This window comes from Leifsonia sp. 2TAF2 (assembly GCF_052115085.1).
Classification (GTDB): Bacteria; Actinomycetota; Actinomycetes; order Actinomycetales; family Microbacteriaceae; genus Leifsonia.
The window spans coordinates 1,496,893-1,515,778 of sequence record NZ_JBFRFY010000001.1 but is presented as its reverse complement, the minus strand read 5'-3'; the positions used below and the strand labels follow the sequence as shown (position 1 = coordinate 1,515,778).

Sequence of the window (18,886 nt, the reverse complement as noted above, 5' to 3'; positions counted from 1 at the left end):
CCCAGGTCCCGCCGTCTCAGCGTCCCCGGCGGACATTCTTCGCTCAAACGACAAAACCCCCGATTTCTCGGGGGTGTCTTTCTGTGGGCGATACTGGGATCGAACCAGTGACCTCTTCCGTGTCAGGGAAGCGCGCTACCGCTGCGCCAATCGCCCGAGCCTGAACGCGAAGCTCAGGATCGAGGTGGATACGGGATTCGAACCCGTGTATACGGCTTTGCAGGCCGCTGCCTCGCCTCTCGGCCAATCCACCGAACGCCACAACACGGAAAAAACCGTACCGTACTTGAGAGAACCCGATCCGAAGATCGGGCCGACTCGAGCGGATGACGAGACTCGAACTCGCGACCCTCACCTTGGCAAGGTGATGCGCTACCAACTGCGCTACATCCGCATTTCGCGCCCCAGTTCCCTGCGGCACTTGAAAGACTCTATCCGATTCGCAGCGGCAAAACAAAACCGGTTACGCCCGCCGGGTGTGTCGTTTGGAGGGGTCGTGTCGATGTGCATCGGGCCCCCTGAGTCGGCTAGTATCGAATCTCGCAGCCGCTCGGCGGTTGCTCTGGGCGATTGGCGCAGTTGGTAGCGCGCTTCCTTCACACGGAAGAGGTCATCAGTTCGAGTCTGGTATCGCCCACCATACGAAACCCCCGGTCACGCCGGGGGTTTTCGTGCGTTCGGGCCCCCGGCTATCGAAGGAGATCGGGTGCCGGATCTCCTTCGATAGGCAGTGGTGAAGGAGATTCGGCCGGGATTCGTTCGACTCTCCTACGGAAACAGACGGGCAGCAGGACCGGCCGCTACCGCCAGCCGTAGCGGGCCGACAGCGCGGCCCGCACCGTGTCGAAGCGGCGCGCGTCGAGAGCGGCGCCCTCTCGGCGCATCCCCGACTGCTGCACCCGGAACACCCGATCGAGCCGCGCGAAGCTGGGCCGGTGCCGGCCATCCCACTCCCCCGAGCCGATCGCCAGATACTCAGGCCGGCCCGGGTGCTCCTGACTCGTCAGCGCCACCGCCAGCACCGCGCCGGACGGCTCGGTGGCGACCACCAGCACCGGGCGGTCCTTGCCGCGGCCGTCGGCCTCCTCGTACGGCACCCACGTCCAGACGATTTCGCCCGGGTCGGCGTCGCCGTCGAGCCGGGGCTCGTACGAGGTGCGGATACGGCCGAGACCCCGCGGGTCGACCTGCACCGTCGCACCCGCACCCGCGGACCCCGGCTCAGCGCGCGGACCCGGGGCCCGGTTCTCCCCCGACGGGCGGAACAGCCCGCTCAGGGCGGACAGGATGCGTCTCATGGATGCCACGAGCGGCACCATAGCGGACCCGCGTGAGCCCGACCGTGAAGCGCAGCGCCAGTGCGAGCAGGAGCGACACGGTCGTCGCGTACAGCAGCACCGACATCCCCGCGATCCCCTGGGCGATGAACAGGTCGAAGTTGCCGCTGTCGACCATCCCACTACCGGTCGCGAAGAGCCCGGGGAACAGGAGACCGACGAGCCCGCCGACGATGGTGATGACGCACAGTGTCAGGGCCGGTCCGAAGCGGGCCCGGGAGGCGAGGTCGACCATGGTCGCGCACGCCAGCGCCGACAGGGCGCCGACGAGCATCGACCAGCCGAGGGTCAGGGCCCCGGAGGCGGCGGTCGCGCCGACCAGCCCCGCGAAGGCTCCGCAGAGGGCACTCGTGAGGGTCGGGTGCCGCAGCAGGACCGCATCCACCAGCATCCACATCAGGACGCCGGTCGCGGAGGCGATGAACGCGCTCATCGCCATCAGCGGCGCGTACTCGTCGAGCGCGCCCTCGGAGCCGACCACCAGTCCGAGCCAGCCGACCCACACCATGGCGCCACCGATCGAAACGAGCGTGGGGCGGCTCGGGTGCGCGGGGAGATGTTCCAGCCGCCCACACGCCAGCAGGATGCCGACTGCACTCCCGCCCGCGGCCACGACGACGAGGGCGCCGCCGAAGTCCACCACCTTCAGGCCCGCGATGGCCCAGCCGTCCTCCAGCGAGAACACTCCGTAAGCGACGGGGACGACGACCAGCGGCAGCCAGAGGATCGAGAACAGGATCCATGCGCGCAGGGTCAGCCGCGAGGCGACGGCGACTCCGACGATCGCGGCGCAGAGCACGACCACGGCGATCAGGTACCCGGCGTGGGCGGCCGGGTACGGGGATGACGCCGCCGGGTGGACGCCCGCGACCGACGCGAGTCCTGGATCCGGCCTGCCGGCCAGGTGCGGCAACAGCGGCGGCCCGGTGATCAGCCCGTACCCGCCCAGCACGGCCAGCGGGATGACGACCGCGGCACCGACCAGGACGAACCGGAGTGCGCGCGCGGCCCTGGCCCGGCCTGCCATGCCGCCGGCGAAGAAGGCCAGCCCGAAGGCGGCCAGCAGAACGAGCGCGCCACAGAAGAACAGGAGCAGCGCATCCACCTGGTCGGGTGTCGCGTGTGCCATGTGCTCCCTCGCCTCGAGAATCCCCACCTCACCCTAGCGACGCTTCGGATGCGCTCACCGCACGACGAAACGGGGCGCCGCCTCCCGGCGACACCCCGTTCCGCTTTCGCGTCCGATGGTCGGATCAGACCGTCTCGAGCGAGTAGCCCTCTTCGCCGTGCACCACGGTGTCGACGCCGGCCAGCTCGTCCTCGTTCTTGATGCGGAACCCAATCGTCTTCTGGATGATCCAGCCGATGGCGTACGCCAGGACGAAGGAGTAGATCAGCACCGAGAAGGCACCGAGCGCCTGCACACCGAGCTGCTGGAAGCTGCCGCCGTACAGCAGGCTCGAGAACGGCTTGGAGGCGTCGCCGTCCACGTGGGTGAAGCCGAAGAAGCCGATCCACAGCGTTCCGATGATGCCGCCGACGAGGTGGATGCCGACCACGTCGAGCGAGTCGTCGAAGCCGAGGCGGAACTTCAGGTCGATAGCGAGGGCGCAGACCGCACCGGCGACGAGGCCGAGGACGATCGCCCAGCCCGGCGTCAGGATGTTACAGGCCGGGGTGATCGCAACCAGACCCGCTACGGCGCCGGAAGCGGCACCGATGGAGGTGGGCTTGCCGTCCTTGAACTTCTCGACGATCAGCCAGCCGATGGTGGCGGCCGCGGGCGCTGCCAGCGTGTTCACCCAAGCCAGAGCGGCGACCCCGTCCACTGCGGCCTCCGATCCGGCGTTGAAGCCGAACCAGCCGAACCACAGCAGGGCAGCGCCGAGGAGGGTCAGCGGCACGTTGTGCGGCTTGTTCATGCCCTTCTGGAAGCCGACGCGCTTGCCGAGCACCAGGGCGAGGGCGAGTCCCGCTGCACCGGCGTTGATGTGCACCGCCGTGCCACCGGCGAAGTCGTTCACGTGGAGGCCCGCGACGATCCAGCCCTGGGAGAGGTTGAAGACCCAGAAGGCGACCGGGAAGTAGACGAGCGTGACCCAGACGCCGGCGAAGACCATCCAGGAGCCGAACTTGGCGCGGTCGGCGATCGCGCCGGAGATCAGGGCGACGGTGATGATGGCGAAGGTGGCCTGGAAGCCCGCAAACGCGAGGCCGCCGAGGTCGGGAGTGATGCCGTCCTTACCCATCAGGCTCGAGAGGAACCAGTCGGGGGTTCCGAGGAGGCCGGGGATGCTGGGCGTGCCGAAAGCGAGTCCGTAGCCGTAGAGCACCCAGAGGACGCCCACCAGGGCCATCGCTCCGAAGCTCATCATCATCATGCTGATGACGCTCTTGGCGCGGACCATGCCGCCGTAGAAGAAGGCGACGCCGGGGGTCATCAGCAGGACAAGGGCTGCGGCGACAAGGAGCCAGAGGGCGTTGACCGTCCCTGCCTCCGCGTAGTCCGCTGCTGTGTGGAGCACCATGCGAATTGTCTACCTCTCTGTGCTTCTGCCCCGCGGGGTGACGCGATCCCGATCCGGGTGGGGGGCGCTTTCGGGGTGGGCCCAGTCTTGACGCGAGAGGTTTCGTCAGAGGGATGCTCGTGTTTCGCGAGTGTTACGCATCCTCACGGTGTGTAAACACTGTGTTTCGGGACCCTGCCGATCCGCTCAGCGGTCCGTCACGAAATGCCGGGAGGCCGTCGTCGAGTGACTCAGGCGGCCAGCTTCTCCCGCACCTGGCGCTTGGCGCGACCGAGCAGGGCGGACATGCCGCGGAGGCGCAGCGGCGACACGGCCTGCGTCAGCCCGAGGCTCTGCGGGTACTCGTCGGGCACGGCGAGGACCTCGTCGGCGGTGAGGCCGGCGAGGCCCTGCACGAGAATGGATGCGAAGCCGCGCGTCGTCGGCGCCTCGCGCGGCGCCGTGGCGAACAGATGCACGATCTGTTCGCCGTCAACCTCCACGAAGATGTAGACCGGCGCCTGGCACTCCTCCACCCGCTCGAGCAGGTCCGGGTGGTCGCGGTAGCGCTCCGGCAGCTCCGGGAGTTCGTCCGAGAACTCCAGCAGCAGCTGCAGGCGGTCGTTCTGCTCCAGTGCCTGGAAGTCGTCGCGGATCTCGGCGAGCGCGCGCGTCAGTTCGGTCATCCCTTAAGGCTACGTCCGTTTTGGAGACGCAGGAGCAGCGTGCAGGATCAGCGCGCGGGAACCTCGCCCGGCTCGGCCCCGGTCGCGATGGGGACGCGCACGGCGGAACCCCACTCCGTCCACGAGCCGTCGTAGTTCTTGACGTTCTCGAAGCCGAGGAGGTGCGTGAGCACGAACCAGGTGTGGCTCGACCGCTCCCCGATGCGGCAGTAGGCGATCACGTCGTCGCCGGGAACGAGCCCCGCGCCGTCGAGGTACACCTCCTCCAGTTCCGCGCGGCGCTTGAACGTCGCATCCGGAGCCGCGGCGCGGGCCCACGGAACCGACTTCGCCGAGGGGATGTGACCGGCGCGCAGGGCGCCCTCGGTCGGGTAGCCGGGGATCTCCGTCCGCTCGCCGCTGTACTCCTCAGGCGAGCGCACGTCGATCAAGGCCGCTCCCCCCGAAGGAACGAGTCCGAGGTGAGTTAGCACGTCCTCCTTGAACGCGCGGATGACGGAGTCGTCGCGCTCCACCACCGGGTACTCGACGGGCGCCGGCTTCGGGACCTCGCGGGTGACCTCCCGGCCCTCGGCGATCCACTTGTCGCGACCCCCGTCGAGCAGGCGGACGTCTTCGTGGCCGAACAGGGTGAACACCCAGAGCGCGTACGCGGCCCACCAGTTGTTCTTGTCGCCGTAGATGACGACCGTGGTGTCGCGCGCGATGCCCTTGGACCCGAGCAATTCGGCGAAGCGCTCGGCGCTCACATAGTCGCGGATCACGGGGTCGTTGAGGTCGGTGTGCCAGTCGATCTTCACCGAGCCCGGGATGTGACCGGTGTCGTACAGCAGCACATCCTCGTCGGACTCCACCACCGCGAGCCCCGGTTCACCCAGGTGCTCTGCCAGCCATTCGGTGGTCACGAGACGCTCCGGGTGGGCGTAGCCGGCGAACTCGGGCGACGGGTCGGTTGCGATGGTCATGCTTCGGTGTCCTCCAGGGATCGGTCGAGATCGCGGGGCTAGGCTGGGAGGCCTGCGACAGCTGCGAATCTATGTCCAGCGTAGGCGGCCCGGAACGGCCGCGGTAAGACTTCGACACAAAGGTGCACAACCCGTCATGACCCTCGAACAGACCGGCGCCCTCCCCCGTCTCTCCGACCGCTCGCCGGCCATCACCGGCGCGGAGATCGCGGAGAGTCTGGTCCCGCCGTCGCAGTTCGAGCACGCCACCTTCGAGTCCTACCGTCCTGATCACGACTACCCCTCGCAGGCGGAGGCGGTGTCCCTGCTGAAGCTGTTCGCGAAGACGTGGGAGCCGCAGCGCCCCGCCGGGCTGTTCAGCCGCAGCCGCAAGAAGGTCGAGGCGATGAAGCCGGGTGTGTACCTGGACGGCGGCTTCGGCGTGGGTAAGACGCACCTGCTCGCGGCGCTCTGGCATGAGGCCCCCGGCCCCAAGTACTTCGGCACCTTCATCGAGTACACCGCCCTCGTCGGCGCGCTGGGATACGCGGGCGCGGTCGACCTGCTCCGCGGATCCACCCTGATCTGCATCGACGAGTTCGAGCTCGACGACCCGGGCGACACGATGATGATGACCCGGATGCTGGGAGAGCTGGTCGCGTCCGGAACCCGCATCGCCGCCACCAGCAACACGCCTCCGAACGCCCTGGGCGAGGGCCGCTTCGCCGCCAGCGACTTCCTGCGCGAGATCCAGTCGCTGTCTGCGAACTTCCAGACGATCCGGATCGACGGACTGGACTACCGCCGCCGCGACACCACGGGCGCCGCGATCACCGTTGAGCAGCCGGAGTACGAGCGCGCCCTTGCGGCGATGGCCGCCCGCGGCGAGACGGTGACGAGCGATGGCTTCCAGGACCTCATCGCGCACCTGGCGACGGTCCATCCGTCCCGATACATCAAGATGATCGGCGGCGTGGATGTGATCGGCCTGCGGGATGTGGAGGTCCTGCACGACCAGATGGCGGCCCTGCGCCTCGTGGCCTTCATCGACCGCGTCTACGACGCCGAGATTCCGATCGTGCAGACCGGCGTGCCGCTCAGCGAGGTGTTCGACGACGAGATGCTCGGCGGCGGCTACCGCAAGAAGTACCTGCGCTCGACGTCGCGCATGATCGCGCTCACCGCGGGTGAGCTTCCGCCGCACGACGAGTAGGCACGTTCTCGGCGAGCCAGCCGGCGATCGCAGCCGTCCACTTGGCCTCGTCGTAGTTCCAGAGCTTCGTGTGGAGGGCCGTGTCGAACGGCACCAGCGTGACGATGTCGCTGCGCGCCTCGGCGAGCGCGCGGGAGCCGGTGGACGGCACGAAGCCATCGTCGTCGCTGTGCAGGATGAGCATCGGCAGGCTGAGCTCGGAGGCGCGAGCGACGAAGTCCATGCTGCGCAGGTCGATCGGCGCGCCCTGGCCCGTGATCGGCCCGCTCCACTCCGCCTCGATGAGGCGCAGGGCCGCGCGGGTCATCACATCCGGCAGTCGTAGGAGGTTGCCCTGGTACTCGAGCGTGTCGATCCAGTCGATCACCGGCGACTCGAGCACGATGCCGGTCACGTGCTCCAGCGACCGGGAGCGCGTGATCGTCTGCAGCACGACCGCTCCGCCCATCGACCAGCCCATCAGCACGATCGACCGGGCGCCGTGCTCCACGGCGTAGTCGATGGCCGCCTCGATGTCGCGCCACTCGGTCCCGCCGAGCCCGTAGCGCCGGTCGGCGCTCTCCGGCGCGTCCCCGTCGTTGCGGTAGGAGGCGAGCAGGCAGCTGAAGCCGGCGTCGTGGTACACCCGCACGGCACGCAGCCCCTCCTGTCGGGACGCGCCCCAGCCGTGCACCTGGATGACCCAGCGGCCCGGGTCGGCATCCTCCGGCGCGGGGAACACCCACGCGGGCGCCTGACCGAGGTCTGTCGGGATCTCGACGCTCGTGACCGGGAGACCGAGCTCCTCCGGCTCCAGGTAGTAGTAGCCGCTGATCCGCGCGCGGCCGGCCCGCAACTGCCCGAACTGGATGCGCTCGAGCTCGCGCGTGACGCTGCCGTCCCCGCGCTCGATGAGTCCCCCGACCTTGGCGAAGCAGGTGTCGCCTCCCCACCACATCCCGAAACGGCCGGGCATGGCTGCGTCCGGCGTCTCCCGCAGGGTCACCGTGCCGAGGGTCTCGTCGAACGAGCGGATGGTCTGGTTCTGCGGGCGCCGGCGCACCGGCGTGATCACGGTGCGGGCGACCCGGGTGGTGGCCCAGGCGGCGAGTCCTGCGGTCGCCAGGACGAGCCCTCCTGCGACGAACGCCGCCGTGCCGACGGTCTTCCCGATCGCTGATCCCGTACCCGTGCCCGCCATAGTGAGCAGCGTACCGGCGGGCCTCCGCACACGCCCTCAGGAGTTCCCCAGGCGGCGTGCCTTACTGCCGCGACACCCGAAAGGCTTCTAGTGTTCGAAGCGTGCCGACACCGACATCCCCACCGCAGCATCCGGCGGAGTTCGCCACGGCGCTGCAGTCCATTCGCGCCGCAGTGTCGCGTCCGGAGCTCGTGATCGAAGAGATCCCCGCTCCCGCGCAGCTCGCGCCGTTCTCCGTCGCGCTCGCCGCGGACGTGCGACCGGCCCGGCACGGCAGCGACTCCGACCTCGGCACCGGACGCTTCATCCTGCTGTACGACCCGGACGAGCCGGAGGCGTGGGGCGGCCCGTTCCGCATCGTGTGCTTCGCCCAGGCGCCGCTGGAGACCGACATCGGGCTGGATCCGTTCCTGGCCGACGTCGCCTGGTCCTGGCTGGTGGATGCGCTGGACGCCCGGCACGCCCGCTACACCGCGGCGAGCGGGACGGCCACCAAGGTCATCTCCACCGGGTTCGGCGAACTCGCTGCCCAGGGTGACGGCGCCCAGATCGAGCTGCGCGCCTCCTGGAGCCCGCTCGAGTCGGACGTCTCCGCCCACGTCGAGGGATGGGGCGAGCTGCTGTGCATGCTCGCCGGCCTGCCCCCGACCGGCGAGGGGGTGAGCCTGCTCAGTTCCCGGGCGGCGACGCCCAGAAAGGCGCCGCGTGGCTGAATACACGGTCATCGATTCGCGCACCGCCTATCTGGCTGCCGTCGACCGCATCGTCGAAGGGACCGGCCCCGTCGCCGTCGACGCCGAGCGCGCGAGCGGTTTCCGCTACTCCCAGCGGGCGTACCTCATCCAGGTGTTCCGTCGCGGCTCCGGCACGTTCCTGTTCGACCCGCCCGCGGTCGGCCGTTTCGACGAGCTGAACGAGGCCATCCACGATGACGAGTGGGTGCTGCACGCGGCCACCCAGGATCTGACCTGCCTGCGCGAAGTCGGCCTGGACCCGTCGATCGTCTTCGACACCGAGCTCGCCGCCCGCCTGCTCGGGATGCCGCGTGTCGGGCTCGGGACGGTCGTGGAGGAGCTCCTCGGCATCCACCTGGCGAAGGAGCACAGCGCCGCCGACTGGTCGACGCGTCCCCTGCCGCAGCCGTGGCTCGACTACGCAGCCCTCGATGTGGAACTGCTGCCGGACCTGCGCGATTCGATCGCCGCACTCCTCGACGAGGCCGGGAAGACCGACATCGCCCGGCAGGAGTTCGCCGACGAGCTGGTTCGCGAGCTGGTCCCCGTGCGCAGCGAGCCCTGGCGGCGGCTGTCGGGCATCCACTCGATCCGGGGTATCCGCAACCTGGCCGTCGCACGCGAACTGTGGCTGGCGCGGGATTCGCTGGCCCGCGACACGGACACCGCCCCCGGCCGCCTGGTGCCGGATGCGTCGCTCACCGCTGCCGCGAAGGCGATGCCGGATAGCAAGCGCGCCCTCGCCGCGATGCGGGAGTTCACCGGTCGCGCCAGCCGCACGGAGCTCGACCGCTGGTGGGCGGCGATCGAGGCCGGCCGCACCACTGACGACCTCCCCGTGCTGCGCGGCAACGGCGACACCCTCCCTCCACCGCGCGCCTGGTCGGACCGGAACCCGGAGGCGGATGCCCGCCTCAAGGCCGCCCGCACGGCGCTCGGCACCGTGTCGGAGGAGCGCGCCATCCCCCTGGAGAACCTGCTGACGCCGGACACCCTGCGCCGTGTCGCGTGGACTCCCCCGGCCGAGATCACGCCGGAGAGCGTCGGGGAAGCGCTCGCGGCGCACGGCGCCCGCCCCTGGCAGGTTGCCGCAACCTCACAGGTGATCGCCCAGGCTTTTGTGGAAAGCACCCAAACGGCCGACGAGGGTCCCGAACCGATTTCGTAGGAAGGATCAAACGATTCTTTTCGTGCACAGCGGTGTACCTAGGATCGTTTCCGACCTTGAAATGGGAGGCACTGTGGCCGAGAAGAACGATGTCGTGTTCGTCGACGGAGTCCGCACTCCGTTCGGACGGGCCGGCGAAAAAGGGCAGTACTGGAACACCCGCGCGGACGACCTCGTCGTGAAGGCGATGATCGGTCTGCTGGAGCGCAACCCCCAGGTGCCCAAGGACCGGATCGACGACGTGGCCATCGCCGCCACCACCCAGCAGGGCGACCAGGGCCTGACCCTCGGCCGCACCGCCGCGCTCCTCGCGGGCCTGCCCAAGTCGGTCCCGGGATTCGCGATCGACCGGATGTGCGCGGGCGCCATGACCAGCGTCACCACCCTCGGCTCCGGCGTCGCGTTCGGCGCCTACGACCTGGTGATCGCGGGCGGCGTCGAGCACATGGGCCGGCACCCGATGGGCTTCGGCGCCGACCCCAACCCCCGCTTCCTCTCCGAGAAGATGGTCGCCGAGGATGCGCTGAACATGGGCATGACCGCCGAGCGCATCCACGACCGGTTCCCGGCCCTCACCAAGGAGCGCTCCGACCGCTTCGCCATGCGCAGCCAGCACAAGCTGGCGGCCGCCTACGAGGCCGGCAAGATCCAGCCGGACCTGGTGTCCGTCGCCATCCGCTCGGAGTCCGGCTGGGGCCTGGCCACCGAAGATGAGGGGATGCGCCCGCAGACCACCATGGAGGGCCTCGCCACCCTGAAGACCCCGTTCCGCCCGCACGGCCGCGTGACGGCCGGCAACTCCTCGCCGCTGACCGACGGCGCGACGGCCAGCCTGCTCGCGTCCTCCGACGCCGTGAAGGAGCTGGGTCTCGCCCCGAAGATGCGCATGGTGAGCTTCGCGTTCGCCGGCGTCGAGCCGGAGATCATGGGGCTGGGTCCCGTCCCGTCCACCGAGAAGGCGCTCCGCAAGGCAGGCCTCACCATCGACGACATCGGCCTGTTCGAGCTGAACGAGGCGTTCGCCATCCAGGTGCTCTCCTTCCTCGACCATTTCGGGATCGACGACGAGGACCCGCGGGTCAACCAGTGGGGCGGAGCGATCGCGATCGGCCACCCGCTCGCAGCGAGCGGCGTGCGCCTGATGATCCAGCTGGCGGCCCAGTTCGCCGAGCACCCGGAGGTGCGGTATGGCATCACGGCGATGTGCGTGGGCCTTGGCCAGGGCGGCACCGTCATCTGGGAGAACCCGAACTACGACAAGCGCGCCGCGCGGAAGGGCTGAGCCACAGTGACCGACTACAGCACGATCGATTTCGGCCCGCTCGCGGCGCTCACCGACGACGAGGTCGTCACCCACTCCCCGGTGAAGGATGTGCGGCTCCCGAGCGGCAAGACCCTCGCCCTGGTCACCCTCGACAACGGCCGCGACCACACGCGTCCGAACACGATGGGTCCGGCCACCCTGCTGGAGCTGGGGAAGACCTTCGACCAGCTGGCCGAGCGCGCGAAGAAGGGTGAGATCGACGCGGTCGCCGTCACGGGCAAGCCGTTCATCCTCGCCGCCGGTGCCGACCTCAGCCGCGTGAACGAGATCCCGAGCGTGGAGGTCGCGAAACTGCTCCCCCAGCTGGGCCACTACGTTCTCGGCAAGCAGGCGACCCTGGGCGTTCCGTCGTTCGTGTTCACGAACGGCCTGGCACTCGGCGGCGGCGTGGAGATCGGCCTCAACGCCGACTACCGCACCATCGACCGCAATGCGGCCGCTTTCGCCCTGCCCGAGGTCTTCCTGGGCCTCATCCCGGGCTGGGGCGGCGCGACCATCCTCCCGAACCTGATCGGCATCGAGAACGCCCTCAAGGTGGTCATCGAGAACCCGCTGAAGCAGAATCGGATGCTGAAGCCGCAGGAAGTCTTCGACCTCGGCATCGCCGACGCGATCTTCGACTCCGCCAACTTCCTCGAGGACTCGCTGAAGTGGGCCGACAAGGTCCTCACCGGCGAGGTCGTCGTCAAGCGACCGAACGAGCCCGGCAAGATCGAGCGCATGGTCAAGTGGGATGCCGCCATCGGCATCGCCCGCAAGATGCTGGAGTCGCGCATCGGCACCATTCCGAAGTCGCCGTACAAGGCGCTCGACCTGCTGAAGGCCGCCAAGTCGAACGACCGCGAGGCCGGCTTCGCCCTCGAGGATGACGCGCTCGCGGAGCTCATCGCGGGCGACCAGTTCCAGGCGAGCATCTATGCCTTCAATCTCGTGCAGAAGCGCGCCAAGCGCCCAGCCGGCGCGCCCGATAAGAAGGTCGCGAAGAAGGTCACCAAGATCGGCGTCATCGGCGCCGGCTACATGGCCAGCCAGTTCGCGCTCCTGTTCGTGCGCCGGCTGCGCGTGCCCGTGGTCATCACGGACCTCGACCAGGCGCACGTCGACAAGGGCGTCGCGTACATCCACGAGGAGATCGGCAAGCTGCAGGAGAAGGGCCGCATCTCCCCCGATGAGTCCAACCGCCTGCGTGCGCTGGTGACGGGCACGACGGACAAGGCCGACTTCGCCGACTGCGACTGGGTCATCGAGGCCGTGTTCGAGGAGCTCGGAGTCAAGCAGGACGTCTTCGAGCAGGTGGAGCAGTTCATCTCCGACGAGGCGGTGCTGGCGACCAACACGTCCTCCCTCTCGGTCGAGCAGATCGGCGCGAAGCTGAAGCACCCGGAGCGCCTGGTCGGCTTCCACTTCTTCACCCCGGTCGCGGTTATGCCGTTGATCGAGGTCGTCAAGACGCCGCTCACGGACGAGGCCACCCTGTCCACCGCGATGGTCACAGCCGCTGCTCTGAAGAAGAACGCCGTCATCACCGCCGACACCCCCGGCTTCGTCGTCAACCGCGTGCTGGCGAAGATCCTCGGGGATGCGATGCACGCCGTCGACGACGGCACGCCGTTCGAGGTCGTGGACGAGGCCATCGCGCCGCTCGGCCTCCCGATGCCCCCGTCCGTCCTGCTCGACCTCGTCGGGCTGAAGGTCGGTGCGCACGTGCTCGACACCCACCACGCGGCGTTCCCCGACCGGTTCTACCGGTCGGAGAACCTCCACAAGCTGGCCGAGTACGGCACGCTGCTGGAGAAGGACGCCAAGGGCAAGGTGAAGGGCCTCGACAAGGGTGCGGCGAAGATCGTCTCGGGCGGCAAGAACCCGTGGACGAAGGAGCAGATCCTCCGCACCCTCGAAGACGGCCTGGCCGACGAGATCCACCGGATGCTGGTCGACGACCACGTCGTCGAGGCGCCGGAGGACATCGACCTCTGCATGATCCTCGGGGCGGGCTTCCCCTTCCAGATGGGCGGGATCACGCCGTACCTGGATCGCGTGGGTGCGTCCGAGCGCGTGTTCGGTGACACCTTCCACCACCCGCCGGTCAAGGGCGTCGCGTAGCCCCGCGGCTTCATTCAGCGAAGGCCCGTCCCGGAGATCCGGGGCGGGCCTTCGTCATGAATTCCCGAACCGTGAGTCCGAATAGGTGAGGGCGTGCCCTCCGGATCGATGACACGACCTCTCCGGCTCACCGGGTGGAGGACACAGCCACCGACGTTCGATGACGAACGAAAGCGGGACTCATGAACAGGACGCGGTTCACGGAGACAACGTCACATCCTGACGTTCACAAGGGCGCGATCTACGACCTCGTCGAGGACTTCGTCGTCTCACTGCTCATCGGTGGTGCCATGGCGGCCGTCTTGGTAATGGTCGACGCGCCGTCCCGAACCGTTCTTGCGACGGTGCTCGGCGCACCGGCGGTGTACTTCATCGGGCAGCGGTTCCGCCGATACCGCTCGCGGAAGCAGTCCGTACGGAGTTGACGCGACACGCCGTCCGGCCGAGCGGCCGGACGGCGTGTCGCGTCAAGACGGCGGTCAACGCACGGCGTGTCGCGTCAAGCGGGAGGTCAGCGGTTGAGCGGGGACATGTCCGGGTAGCGGTCGCCGACGGGCGCCGCGACCTCGTCCAGCCGGGCCAGCTGCTCGGGGCTGAGCTGCAGGTCGGCAGCCGCGACGTTCTGCTCCAGGTTCGCGACCTTCGTGGTGCCCGGGATCGGGGCGATGTCGTCGCCCTTCGACAGCAGCCACGCGAGGGCCACCTGGCCGGGCTTCGCGCCCACCTCGCGCGCGACCTCATCCACCTGCTCCACGATGCGGATGTTCGCCTCCAGGTTGTCGCCCTCGAAGCGCGGGTTGAACCGGCGGAAGTCATCCTCGGAGAGCTCGTCGAGCGAACGGATGGTCCCGGTCAGGAACCCGCGGCCCAGCGGCGAGTAGGGCACGAAGCCGATGCCGAGCTCGCGGACGGTCGGCAGCACCTCCGCCTCGGGGTCGCGTGTCCACAGGGAGTACTCGGTCTGGATGGCCGTGACCGGGTGCACCGCATTCGCGCGGCGGATCGTCGCCGGCGCCGCCTCGGACAGGCCGTAGTGCCGGATCTTGCCCTCCTCGATCAGCTCCTTCAGGGCGCCGACCGTCTCCTCGATGGGCGTGTCCGGGTCCATCCGGTGCTGGTAGTAGAGGTCGATGTGGTCACTCTGCAGCCGCTTCAGCGAGCCCTCGACGGAGAGTCGGATATTCGCCGGCGACCCGTCCATCCCGCGCTCGTCGTTCTCGCGGTGCTTGATCGTGCCGAACTTCGTGGCGATGACGACGCGGTCGCGACGTCCGTCGGCGAACGCCTTCGCCAGCAATTCCTCATTGGTGTACGGGCCGTAGATCTCGGCGGTGTCGAAGAAGGTCACCCCGAGATCCATCGCGCGGTGGATGGTGGCGATCGATCCGGCCTCGTCGGTGCCCGCACCCGTGTAGAAGGCGGACATGCCCATGCAGCCGAGGCCGAGCTGCGAGACCTCCAGCTTTTCCGTTCCCAGTGCGATCTTCTTCATGCGTGATTCCCTTTCGTGACCTTGCCGACCTGCTGCCGGTAGAGGTCGATCTTGTAGTCGATGGCCGCCAAACTCGCCGTCATCTCCTCCAGTTGCCGCATGACCGCCATGCGGTGCAACAGGAGCAGCTCGAGTCGCTCGACTTCCGTCCCCTCGCCCTCCCGCGCGAGCACGACGTACTCGCGCATGGTGGCGATCGGCATCGCGGTCGACCGCAGCCGGGTGAGGAACGTCACCCACGCGACGTCGGCCTCGGTGTAACGGCGGTGGGTCGAGGATGCGCGCTCGACCGGCGAGAGCATCAGGCCTTCGCGCTCGTAGTAGCGCAGCGTGTGGGTGGTGAGTCCGGTCCGCTCGGCGACGTCGGAGATCGACATCGCCGTCCGTGTGTCGGTCATACCGCCACGATAGGACTTAGAGTGCACTCGAAGTCAAGGCGACGGCGTCGCGGCTTCCTCAGGGTCAGCTGCGGCGCTTCTTCGCGGGGACGTCGGCGTCGGCGGAGGCTTCCTCGTCGGGCAGCGGGCGCGCGATCGGCACCCGGCTGCCGAGCACCTGCGCGACGAGGTCGCGGGCGATCTTCTGCGGCGTGAGCCCGGCATCCTCGAGGATCTGGTCGCGCGTGGCATGGTCGATGAACGCGTCGGGCAGGCCGAGCTCGTCGACCGCCGTGTCGATGCCGGCCTCCCGGAGATCCTGGCGGACCCGCGTGCCGATGCCGCCGACACGGATGCCGTCCTCGATCGTCACGACGATGCGGTGCTCGGCGGCCAGCGACAGGATGCTCTTCGGCACGGGCACCACCCAGCGCGGGTCGACGACCGTCGCGCCGATCCCTTGGGCGGCCAAGCGGTCGGCGACCTTCAGGCCGAGGTCGGCCATCGGGCCAACGGTGACCAGCAGGACGTCCTTCCGCTCGCCCTCGCGCAGCACGTCCACGCCGTCGTCGAGCCGGCGCAGCGCCTCCAGGTCGGGCTGCACGGAGCCCTTCGGGAAGCGCAGGACGGTCGGGGCGTCATCCACCGCGACAGCCTCCGCCAGCTCCTCCCGGAACCGGGTGCCGTCGCGCGGAGCAGCAAGCCGGATGTTCGGCACGACCTGGAGGATGGCGAGGTCCCAGATGCCGTGGTGACTCGGGCCGTCGGGGCCGGTGACCCCGGCACGGTCGAGTACGAAGGTGACGCCCGCCTTGTGGAGCCCCACATCCATGAGCACCTGGTCGAACGCGCGGTTCATGAAGGTGGCGTAGATCGCGACGACGGGATGCAGCCCACCGAAGGCGAGGCCGGCGGCGCTGGCCACGGCGTGCTGCTCGGCGATGCCGACGTCGTGGACGCGGTCGGGGAAGCGCTCCGCGAACCGGTGCAGGCCGGTCGGGCGCAGCATCGCCGCAGTGATGCCGACGATCTTCGGGTTCTTCTCGGCGAGCCGGACGATCTCGTCGGCGAAGACGCCGGTCCACGACGGCTTGCTCGATCCCTCCATCGGCTCACCGGTCTCCGGGTCGATCTGCCCGACCGAGTGGAACTGGTCGGCGGCGTCGCGCAGGGCCGGCTCGTAGCCGCGGCCCTTCTGCGTGATCGCGTGCACGATGACCGGGGCGCCGTAGTTCTTCGCCTGACGCAGCGCCTCTTCCATCGCCTCCAGGTCGTGACCGTGCACCGGCCCGATGTACTTGATGTCGAGGTTCGAGTAGAGGGCTTCGTTGTTGACGAAGCGGCTGAGGAAGCCGTGCAGGCCGCCCCGCACACCGCGGTAGAACGACCGGCCCGGCGTGCCCAGCTTGTCGAAGGCGCGCTGGGAGGTCAGGTAGAGGTTGCGGTAGCTCCTCCGGGTGCGGACCGTGTTCAGGAAGCGCGCCATCCCGCCGATCGTCGGGGCGTAGGAGCGGCCGTTGTCGTTGACGACGATGATCAGCCGTCGGTTGTTGTCGTCGGAGATGTTGTTCAGCGCCTCCCACGTCATCCCGCCGGTGAGGGCGCCGTCGCCGACCACGGCGACGACATGGCGGTCCCCCTGGCCGGTGAGCTCGAACGCGCGCGAGATGCCATCCGCCCAGGACAGCGACGAGGAGGCGTGGGAGCTCTCCACGATGTCGTGCTCCGACTCGGACCGCTGCGGGTACCCGGCCATCCCGCCGCGCTGACGCAGCTGCGAGAAGTCCTGCCGACCGGTGAGGAGCTTGTGCACGTACGACTGGTGCCCGGTGTCGAACACGACGGCGTCATGCGGGGAGTCGAAGACGCGGTGGATGGCGATGGTCGTCTCCACGACGCCGAGGTTGGGGCCGAGGTGCCCGCCGGTCTTCGCCACATTCGCGACGAGGAACGCCCGCACCTCGGCGGCGAGCTGGACGAGCTCGCGATCCGTCAGGCGGTCGAGGTCGCGCGGACCGTGGATGGTCTCGAGAATGCCCATGAAATCGAGTCTAGGCTCCGATCCCGGTCCCGTCCTGATCGTCGTGTTCGCCAGGGAGCCCATCCAGGGCTTCCACGGGCGCATGCGCCGTCTGGTGCGCGCAAGAGCGCGCTCGCTACGATCACGGCAACGGCCGGGAGGAGCACGACATGGCTGGTCGATGGGGCGCGGTCACGGCTCTCGGTGCGGCGCAGTTCGTGATGGTGCTCGACAGCACCGTGATGAACGTCTCGATCTCGCAGGTGGTGTCGGACCTCGACACCACGATCGCCGTGATGCAGTCCGCGATCACCTTCTACACACTGACGATGGCGGCCTTCATGCTGCTGGGCGCCAAGCTCGGCGAGCGCTGGGGACGGCGGCGCGCGCTCGTCATCGGCTCCATCATCTACTCGATCGGGTCCGCGACGACGGCGCTCAGCGTGAACGCGGCGATGCTCGTCATCGGGTGGTCGGTCGTCGAGGGTCTCGGCGCGGTGCTGGTGATCCCCGCCATCGCCGGGCTGATCGCCGACAACTACTCCGGGCACGCCCGCGTCACCGCCTTCTCGATCATCGGCGCCGCCTCCGGGGTCGCCGTCGCCGTCGGGCCGCTGGTCGGTGGATTCGTGACAACCTACGCGAGCTGGCGCTACGTCTTCGCCGCCGAGGTGGTCGTCATGGCCGTGGTGCTCATCTTCAACCGGGTGATCCGGCATTCCGGCGAGCCGCTCCCGACGCGCATCGATGTGCTGTCGGTGATCCTGTCCGCCCTGGCACTCTTCCTCATCGTCTACGGTCTGCTGCAGACCAAGACCTGGGGATGGATCCTGCCCACCACGGACACCCAGTTGTTGGGCCTTTCGCCCGTCCCCTTCATCGTCGCTGCCGGCGCTGTGCTGCTCTGGGTGTTCCTGCGCCGCCAGGGTATTCTGCGGCGCAGCGGGAGGACGCCCTTCCTCAACACCGACATGCTGACCATTCGGCACCTGCGCGCTGGGGTGGGCAGCATCGGCCTCCAATACACGGTCACCGCCGGCCTGTTCTTCATCGTCCCGGTCTATCTGCAGTTCACCCTCGGCCTGAACGCCGTGAATACCGGGATCCGCCTGTTCCCGCTCTCGGTCGCACTCGTGCTGTTCTCCATCATCGGCACGGCGCTGGCTCGCCGCCTCTCCCCCAAGCGCATCGCCAGGATCGGACAACTGCTCCTGGTGCTGGCGTCCCTGGTCCTGCTGTTCTCCATCGACCCGGAGCTGCAGAATGGTGTCTTCGCGACGGGCATGTTCCTCGCCGGGGCGGCGCTCGGCCTCCTGGCCTCGCAACTCGGGAACGTCACCATGTCCGCCGTCGACCGCAGCGAGCTCAGCGAGGCCGGTGGAGTCCAGGGTGTGTTCCAGAATCTGGGCTCCTCGCTCGGTACGGCGATCCTGGGCTCCATCATGATCGCCGCTCTAGGGTCGCTGTTCCTCGGCGGCGTCGCAGCGAGCGCGTTGCCGCACGACGTGCAGACCGAGGTCACCCAGCGCACCGAGAGCGGCGTGCCGATCGTCGCGGTGTCCGAGGTCCCCCGGATCGCGAAAGCCGCCGGGCTGAGCGACGAGCAGGGTCGGCAATTGACCGACCTCTACCAGGACGCGCAACTGCAGGCGCTGCGTCTCTCCTTCGCCGTACTGACCCTGATCTCGATCTCCGCGCTCGCGTTCTCCCGCAACCTGCCCTCGACCGTCGCGGCCCAGGAGGACGCGCCTGCCGGGCGGACGGGCCCGAGCCGCGACAGCGCTCCCGCCGCCTGACAGAA

16 protein-coding genes and 4 tRNA genes are annotated in these 18,886 nt (G+C 68.8%); 8 read left to right on the top strand and 12 right to left on the bottom strand.

Annotated features, from left to right (window positions below; translation table 11 throughout):
• Positions 1–84 precede the first annotated feature (84 nt).
• From AB4Z18_RS07255 to AB4Z18_RS07245, 3 genes are all read right to left on the bottom strand, one after another.
• Positions 85–156: transfer RNA gene (locus AB4Z18_RS07255), tRNA-Val, on the bottom strand.
• Between the two features lie 26 nt (positions 157–182).
• Positions 183–253 (bottom strand) — tRNA-Cys (locus AB4Z18_RS07250).
• A 68-nt stretch (positions 254–321) separates the two neighbouring features.
• A tRNA-Gly gene (locus tag AB4Z18_RS07245) sits at positions 322–394 on the bottom strand.
• Between the two features lie 170 nt (positions 395–564).
• Here AB4Z18_RS07245 and AB4Z18_RS07240 point away from each other — a divergent pair.
• Positions 565–640: transfer RNA gene (locus tag AB4Z18_RS07240), tRNA-Val, on the top strand.
• Positions 641–800: 160 nt separating this feature from the next.
• Here the strand turns inward: AB4Z18_RS07240 and AB4Z18_RS07235 are convergent.
• The 5 genes from AB4Z18_RS07235 to AB4Z18_RS07215 all read right to left on the bottom strand — a co-directional run bounded on the left by AB4Z18_RS07235 (position 801) and on the right by AB4Z18_RS07215 (position 5,495).
• Positions 801–1,193: a type II toxin-antitoxin system PemK/MazF family toxin gene (locus AB4Z18_RS07235; protein WP_441782013.1), complete on the bottom strand. Its 393-nt coding sequence runs from the start codon at positions 1,191–1,193 to the stop codon at positions 801–803.
• A gap of 28 nt (positions 1,194–1,221) precedes the next feature.
• A complete protein-coding gene (locus AB4Z18_RS07230; protein WP_441782012.1) occupies positions 1,222–2,466 on the bottom strand; it encodes an ammonium transporter in 1,245 nt (414 codons plus the stop codon).
• Positions 2,467–2,590: 124 nt separating this feature from the next.
• Positions 2,591–3,865 carry an ammonium transporter gene (locus AB4Z18_RS07225; protein WP_441782011.1) on the bottom strand — a complete coding sequence of 425 codons (1,275 nt, stop codon included), beginning with the start codon at positions 3,863–3,865 and terminating at the stop codon, positions 2,591–2,593.
• A 230-nt stretch (positions 3,866–4,095) separates the two neighbouring features.
• Complete coding sequence (locus AB4Z18_RS07220) at positions 4,096–4,530, bottom strand: SufE family protein (protein WP_441782010.1); 435 nt, start codon at positions 4,528–4,530, stop codon at positions 4,096–4,098.
• Positions 4,531–4,577: 47 nt separating this feature from the next.
• Positions 4,578–5,495 carry a sulfurtransferase gene (locus AB4Z18_RS07215; RefSeq protein ID WP_441782009.1) on the bottom strand — a complete coding sequence of 306 codons (918 nt, stop codon included), beginning with the start codon at positions 5,493–5,495 and terminating at the stop codon, positions 4,578–4,580.
• A 136-nt stretch (positions 5,496–5,631) separates the two neighbouring features.
• Between AB4Z18_RS07215 and zapE the strand changes: the two genes are divergently transcribed.
• On the top strand, positions 5,632–6,687 hold the full coding sequence (zapE, locus tag AB4Z18_RS07210; RefSeq protein WP_441782008.1) for a cell division protein ZapE: 1,056 nt from the start codon (positions 5,632–5,634) through the stop codon (positions 6,685–6,687).
• Here the strand turns inward: zapE and AB4Z18_RS07205 are convergent.
• Positions 6,653–7,867, bottom strand: coding sequence for an alpha/beta hydrolase family protein (locus AB4Z18_RS07205; RefSeq protein ID WP_441782007.1), 1,215 nt, complete (start codon positions 7,865–7,867; stop codon positions 6,653–6,655). The two genes, zapE and AB4Z18_RS07205, sit on opposite strands and share 35 nt — an antisense overlap.
• A 101-nt stretch (positions 7,868–7,968) precedes the next feature.
• Here AB4Z18_RS07205 and AB4Z18_RS07200 point away from each other — a divergent pair, with 101 nt between their 5' ends.
• From AB4Z18_RS07200 to AB4Z18_RS07180, 5 genes are all read left to right on the top strand, one after another.
• Entirely contained in the window at positions 7,969–8,580 is a 612-nt protein-coding gene (locus AB4Z18_RS07200) for a DUF3000 domain-containing protein (RefSeq protein WP_441782006.1), read from the top strand.
• Positions 8,573–9,769, top strand: coding sequence for an HRDC domain-containing protein (locus AB4Z18_RS07195; protein ID WP_441782005.1), 1,197 nt, complete (start codon positions 8,573–8,575; stop codon positions 9,767–9,769). Before AB4Z18_RS07200 ends, AB4Z18_RS07195 begins: the two co-directional genes overlap by 8 nt.
• Positions 9,770–9,842: 73 nt before the next feature.
• Entirely contained in the window at positions 9,843–11,051 is a 1,209-nt protein-coding gene (locus AB4Z18_RS07190; RefSeq protein WP_441782004.1) for a thiolase family protein, read from the top strand.
• A 6-nt stretch (positions 11,052–11,057) separates the two neighbouring features.
• Positions 11,058–13,196, top strand: a complete 2,139-nt coding sequence (locus AB4Z18_RS07185; RefSeq protein WP_441782003.1) for a 3-hydroxyacyl-CoA dehydrogenase NAD-binding domain-containing protein — start codon at positions 11,058–11,060, stop codon at positions 13,194–13,196.
• Between the two features lie 182 nt (positions 13,197–13,378).
• Entirely contained in the window at positions 13,379–13,621 is a 243-nt protein-coding gene (locus AB4Z18_RS07180; protein WP_441782002.1) for a hypothetical protein, read from the top strand.
• An 86-nt stretch (positions 13,622–13,707) separates the two neighbouring features.
• Here the strand turns inward: AB4Z18_RS07180 and AB4Z18_RS07175 are convergent, their stop codons facing one another.
• The 3 genes from AB4Z18_RS07175 to dxs form a co-directional block, all read right to left on the bottom strand.
• Entirely contained in the window at positions 13,708–14,688 is a 981-nt protein-coding gene (locus AB4Z18_RS07175; protein ID WP_441782001.1) for an aldo/keto reductase, read from the bottom strand.
• On the bottom strand, positions 14,685–15,086 hold the full coding sequence (locus AB4Z18_RS07170) for a MerR family transcriptional regulator (RefSeq protein ID WP_441782000.1): 402 nt from the start codon (positions 15,084–15,086) through the stop codon (positions 14,685–14,687). Before AB4Z18_RS07170 ends, AB4Z18_RS07175 begins: the two co-directional genes overlap by 4 nt.
• A gap of 64 nt (positions 15,087–15,150) precedes the next feature.
• Complete coding sequence (gene dxs, locus AB4Z18_RS07165) at positions 15,151–17,106, bottom strand: 1-deoxy-D-xylulose-5-phosphate synthase (RefSeq protein ID WP_441781999.1); 1,956 nt, start codon at positions 17,104–17,106, stop codon at positions 15,151–15,153.
• A 149-nt stretch (positions 17,107–17,255) separates the two neighbouring features.
• On the opposite strand from dxs, the gene AB4Z18_RS07160 reads away from it, so the two are divergent.
• Positions 17,256–18,881: an MFS transporter gene (locus AB4Z18_RS07160; RefSeq protein ID WP_441781998.1), complete on the top strand. Its 1,626-nt coding sequence runs from the start codon at positions 17,256–17,258 to the stop codon at positions 18,879–18,881.
• Positions 18,882–18,886: the final 5 nt, after the last annotated feature.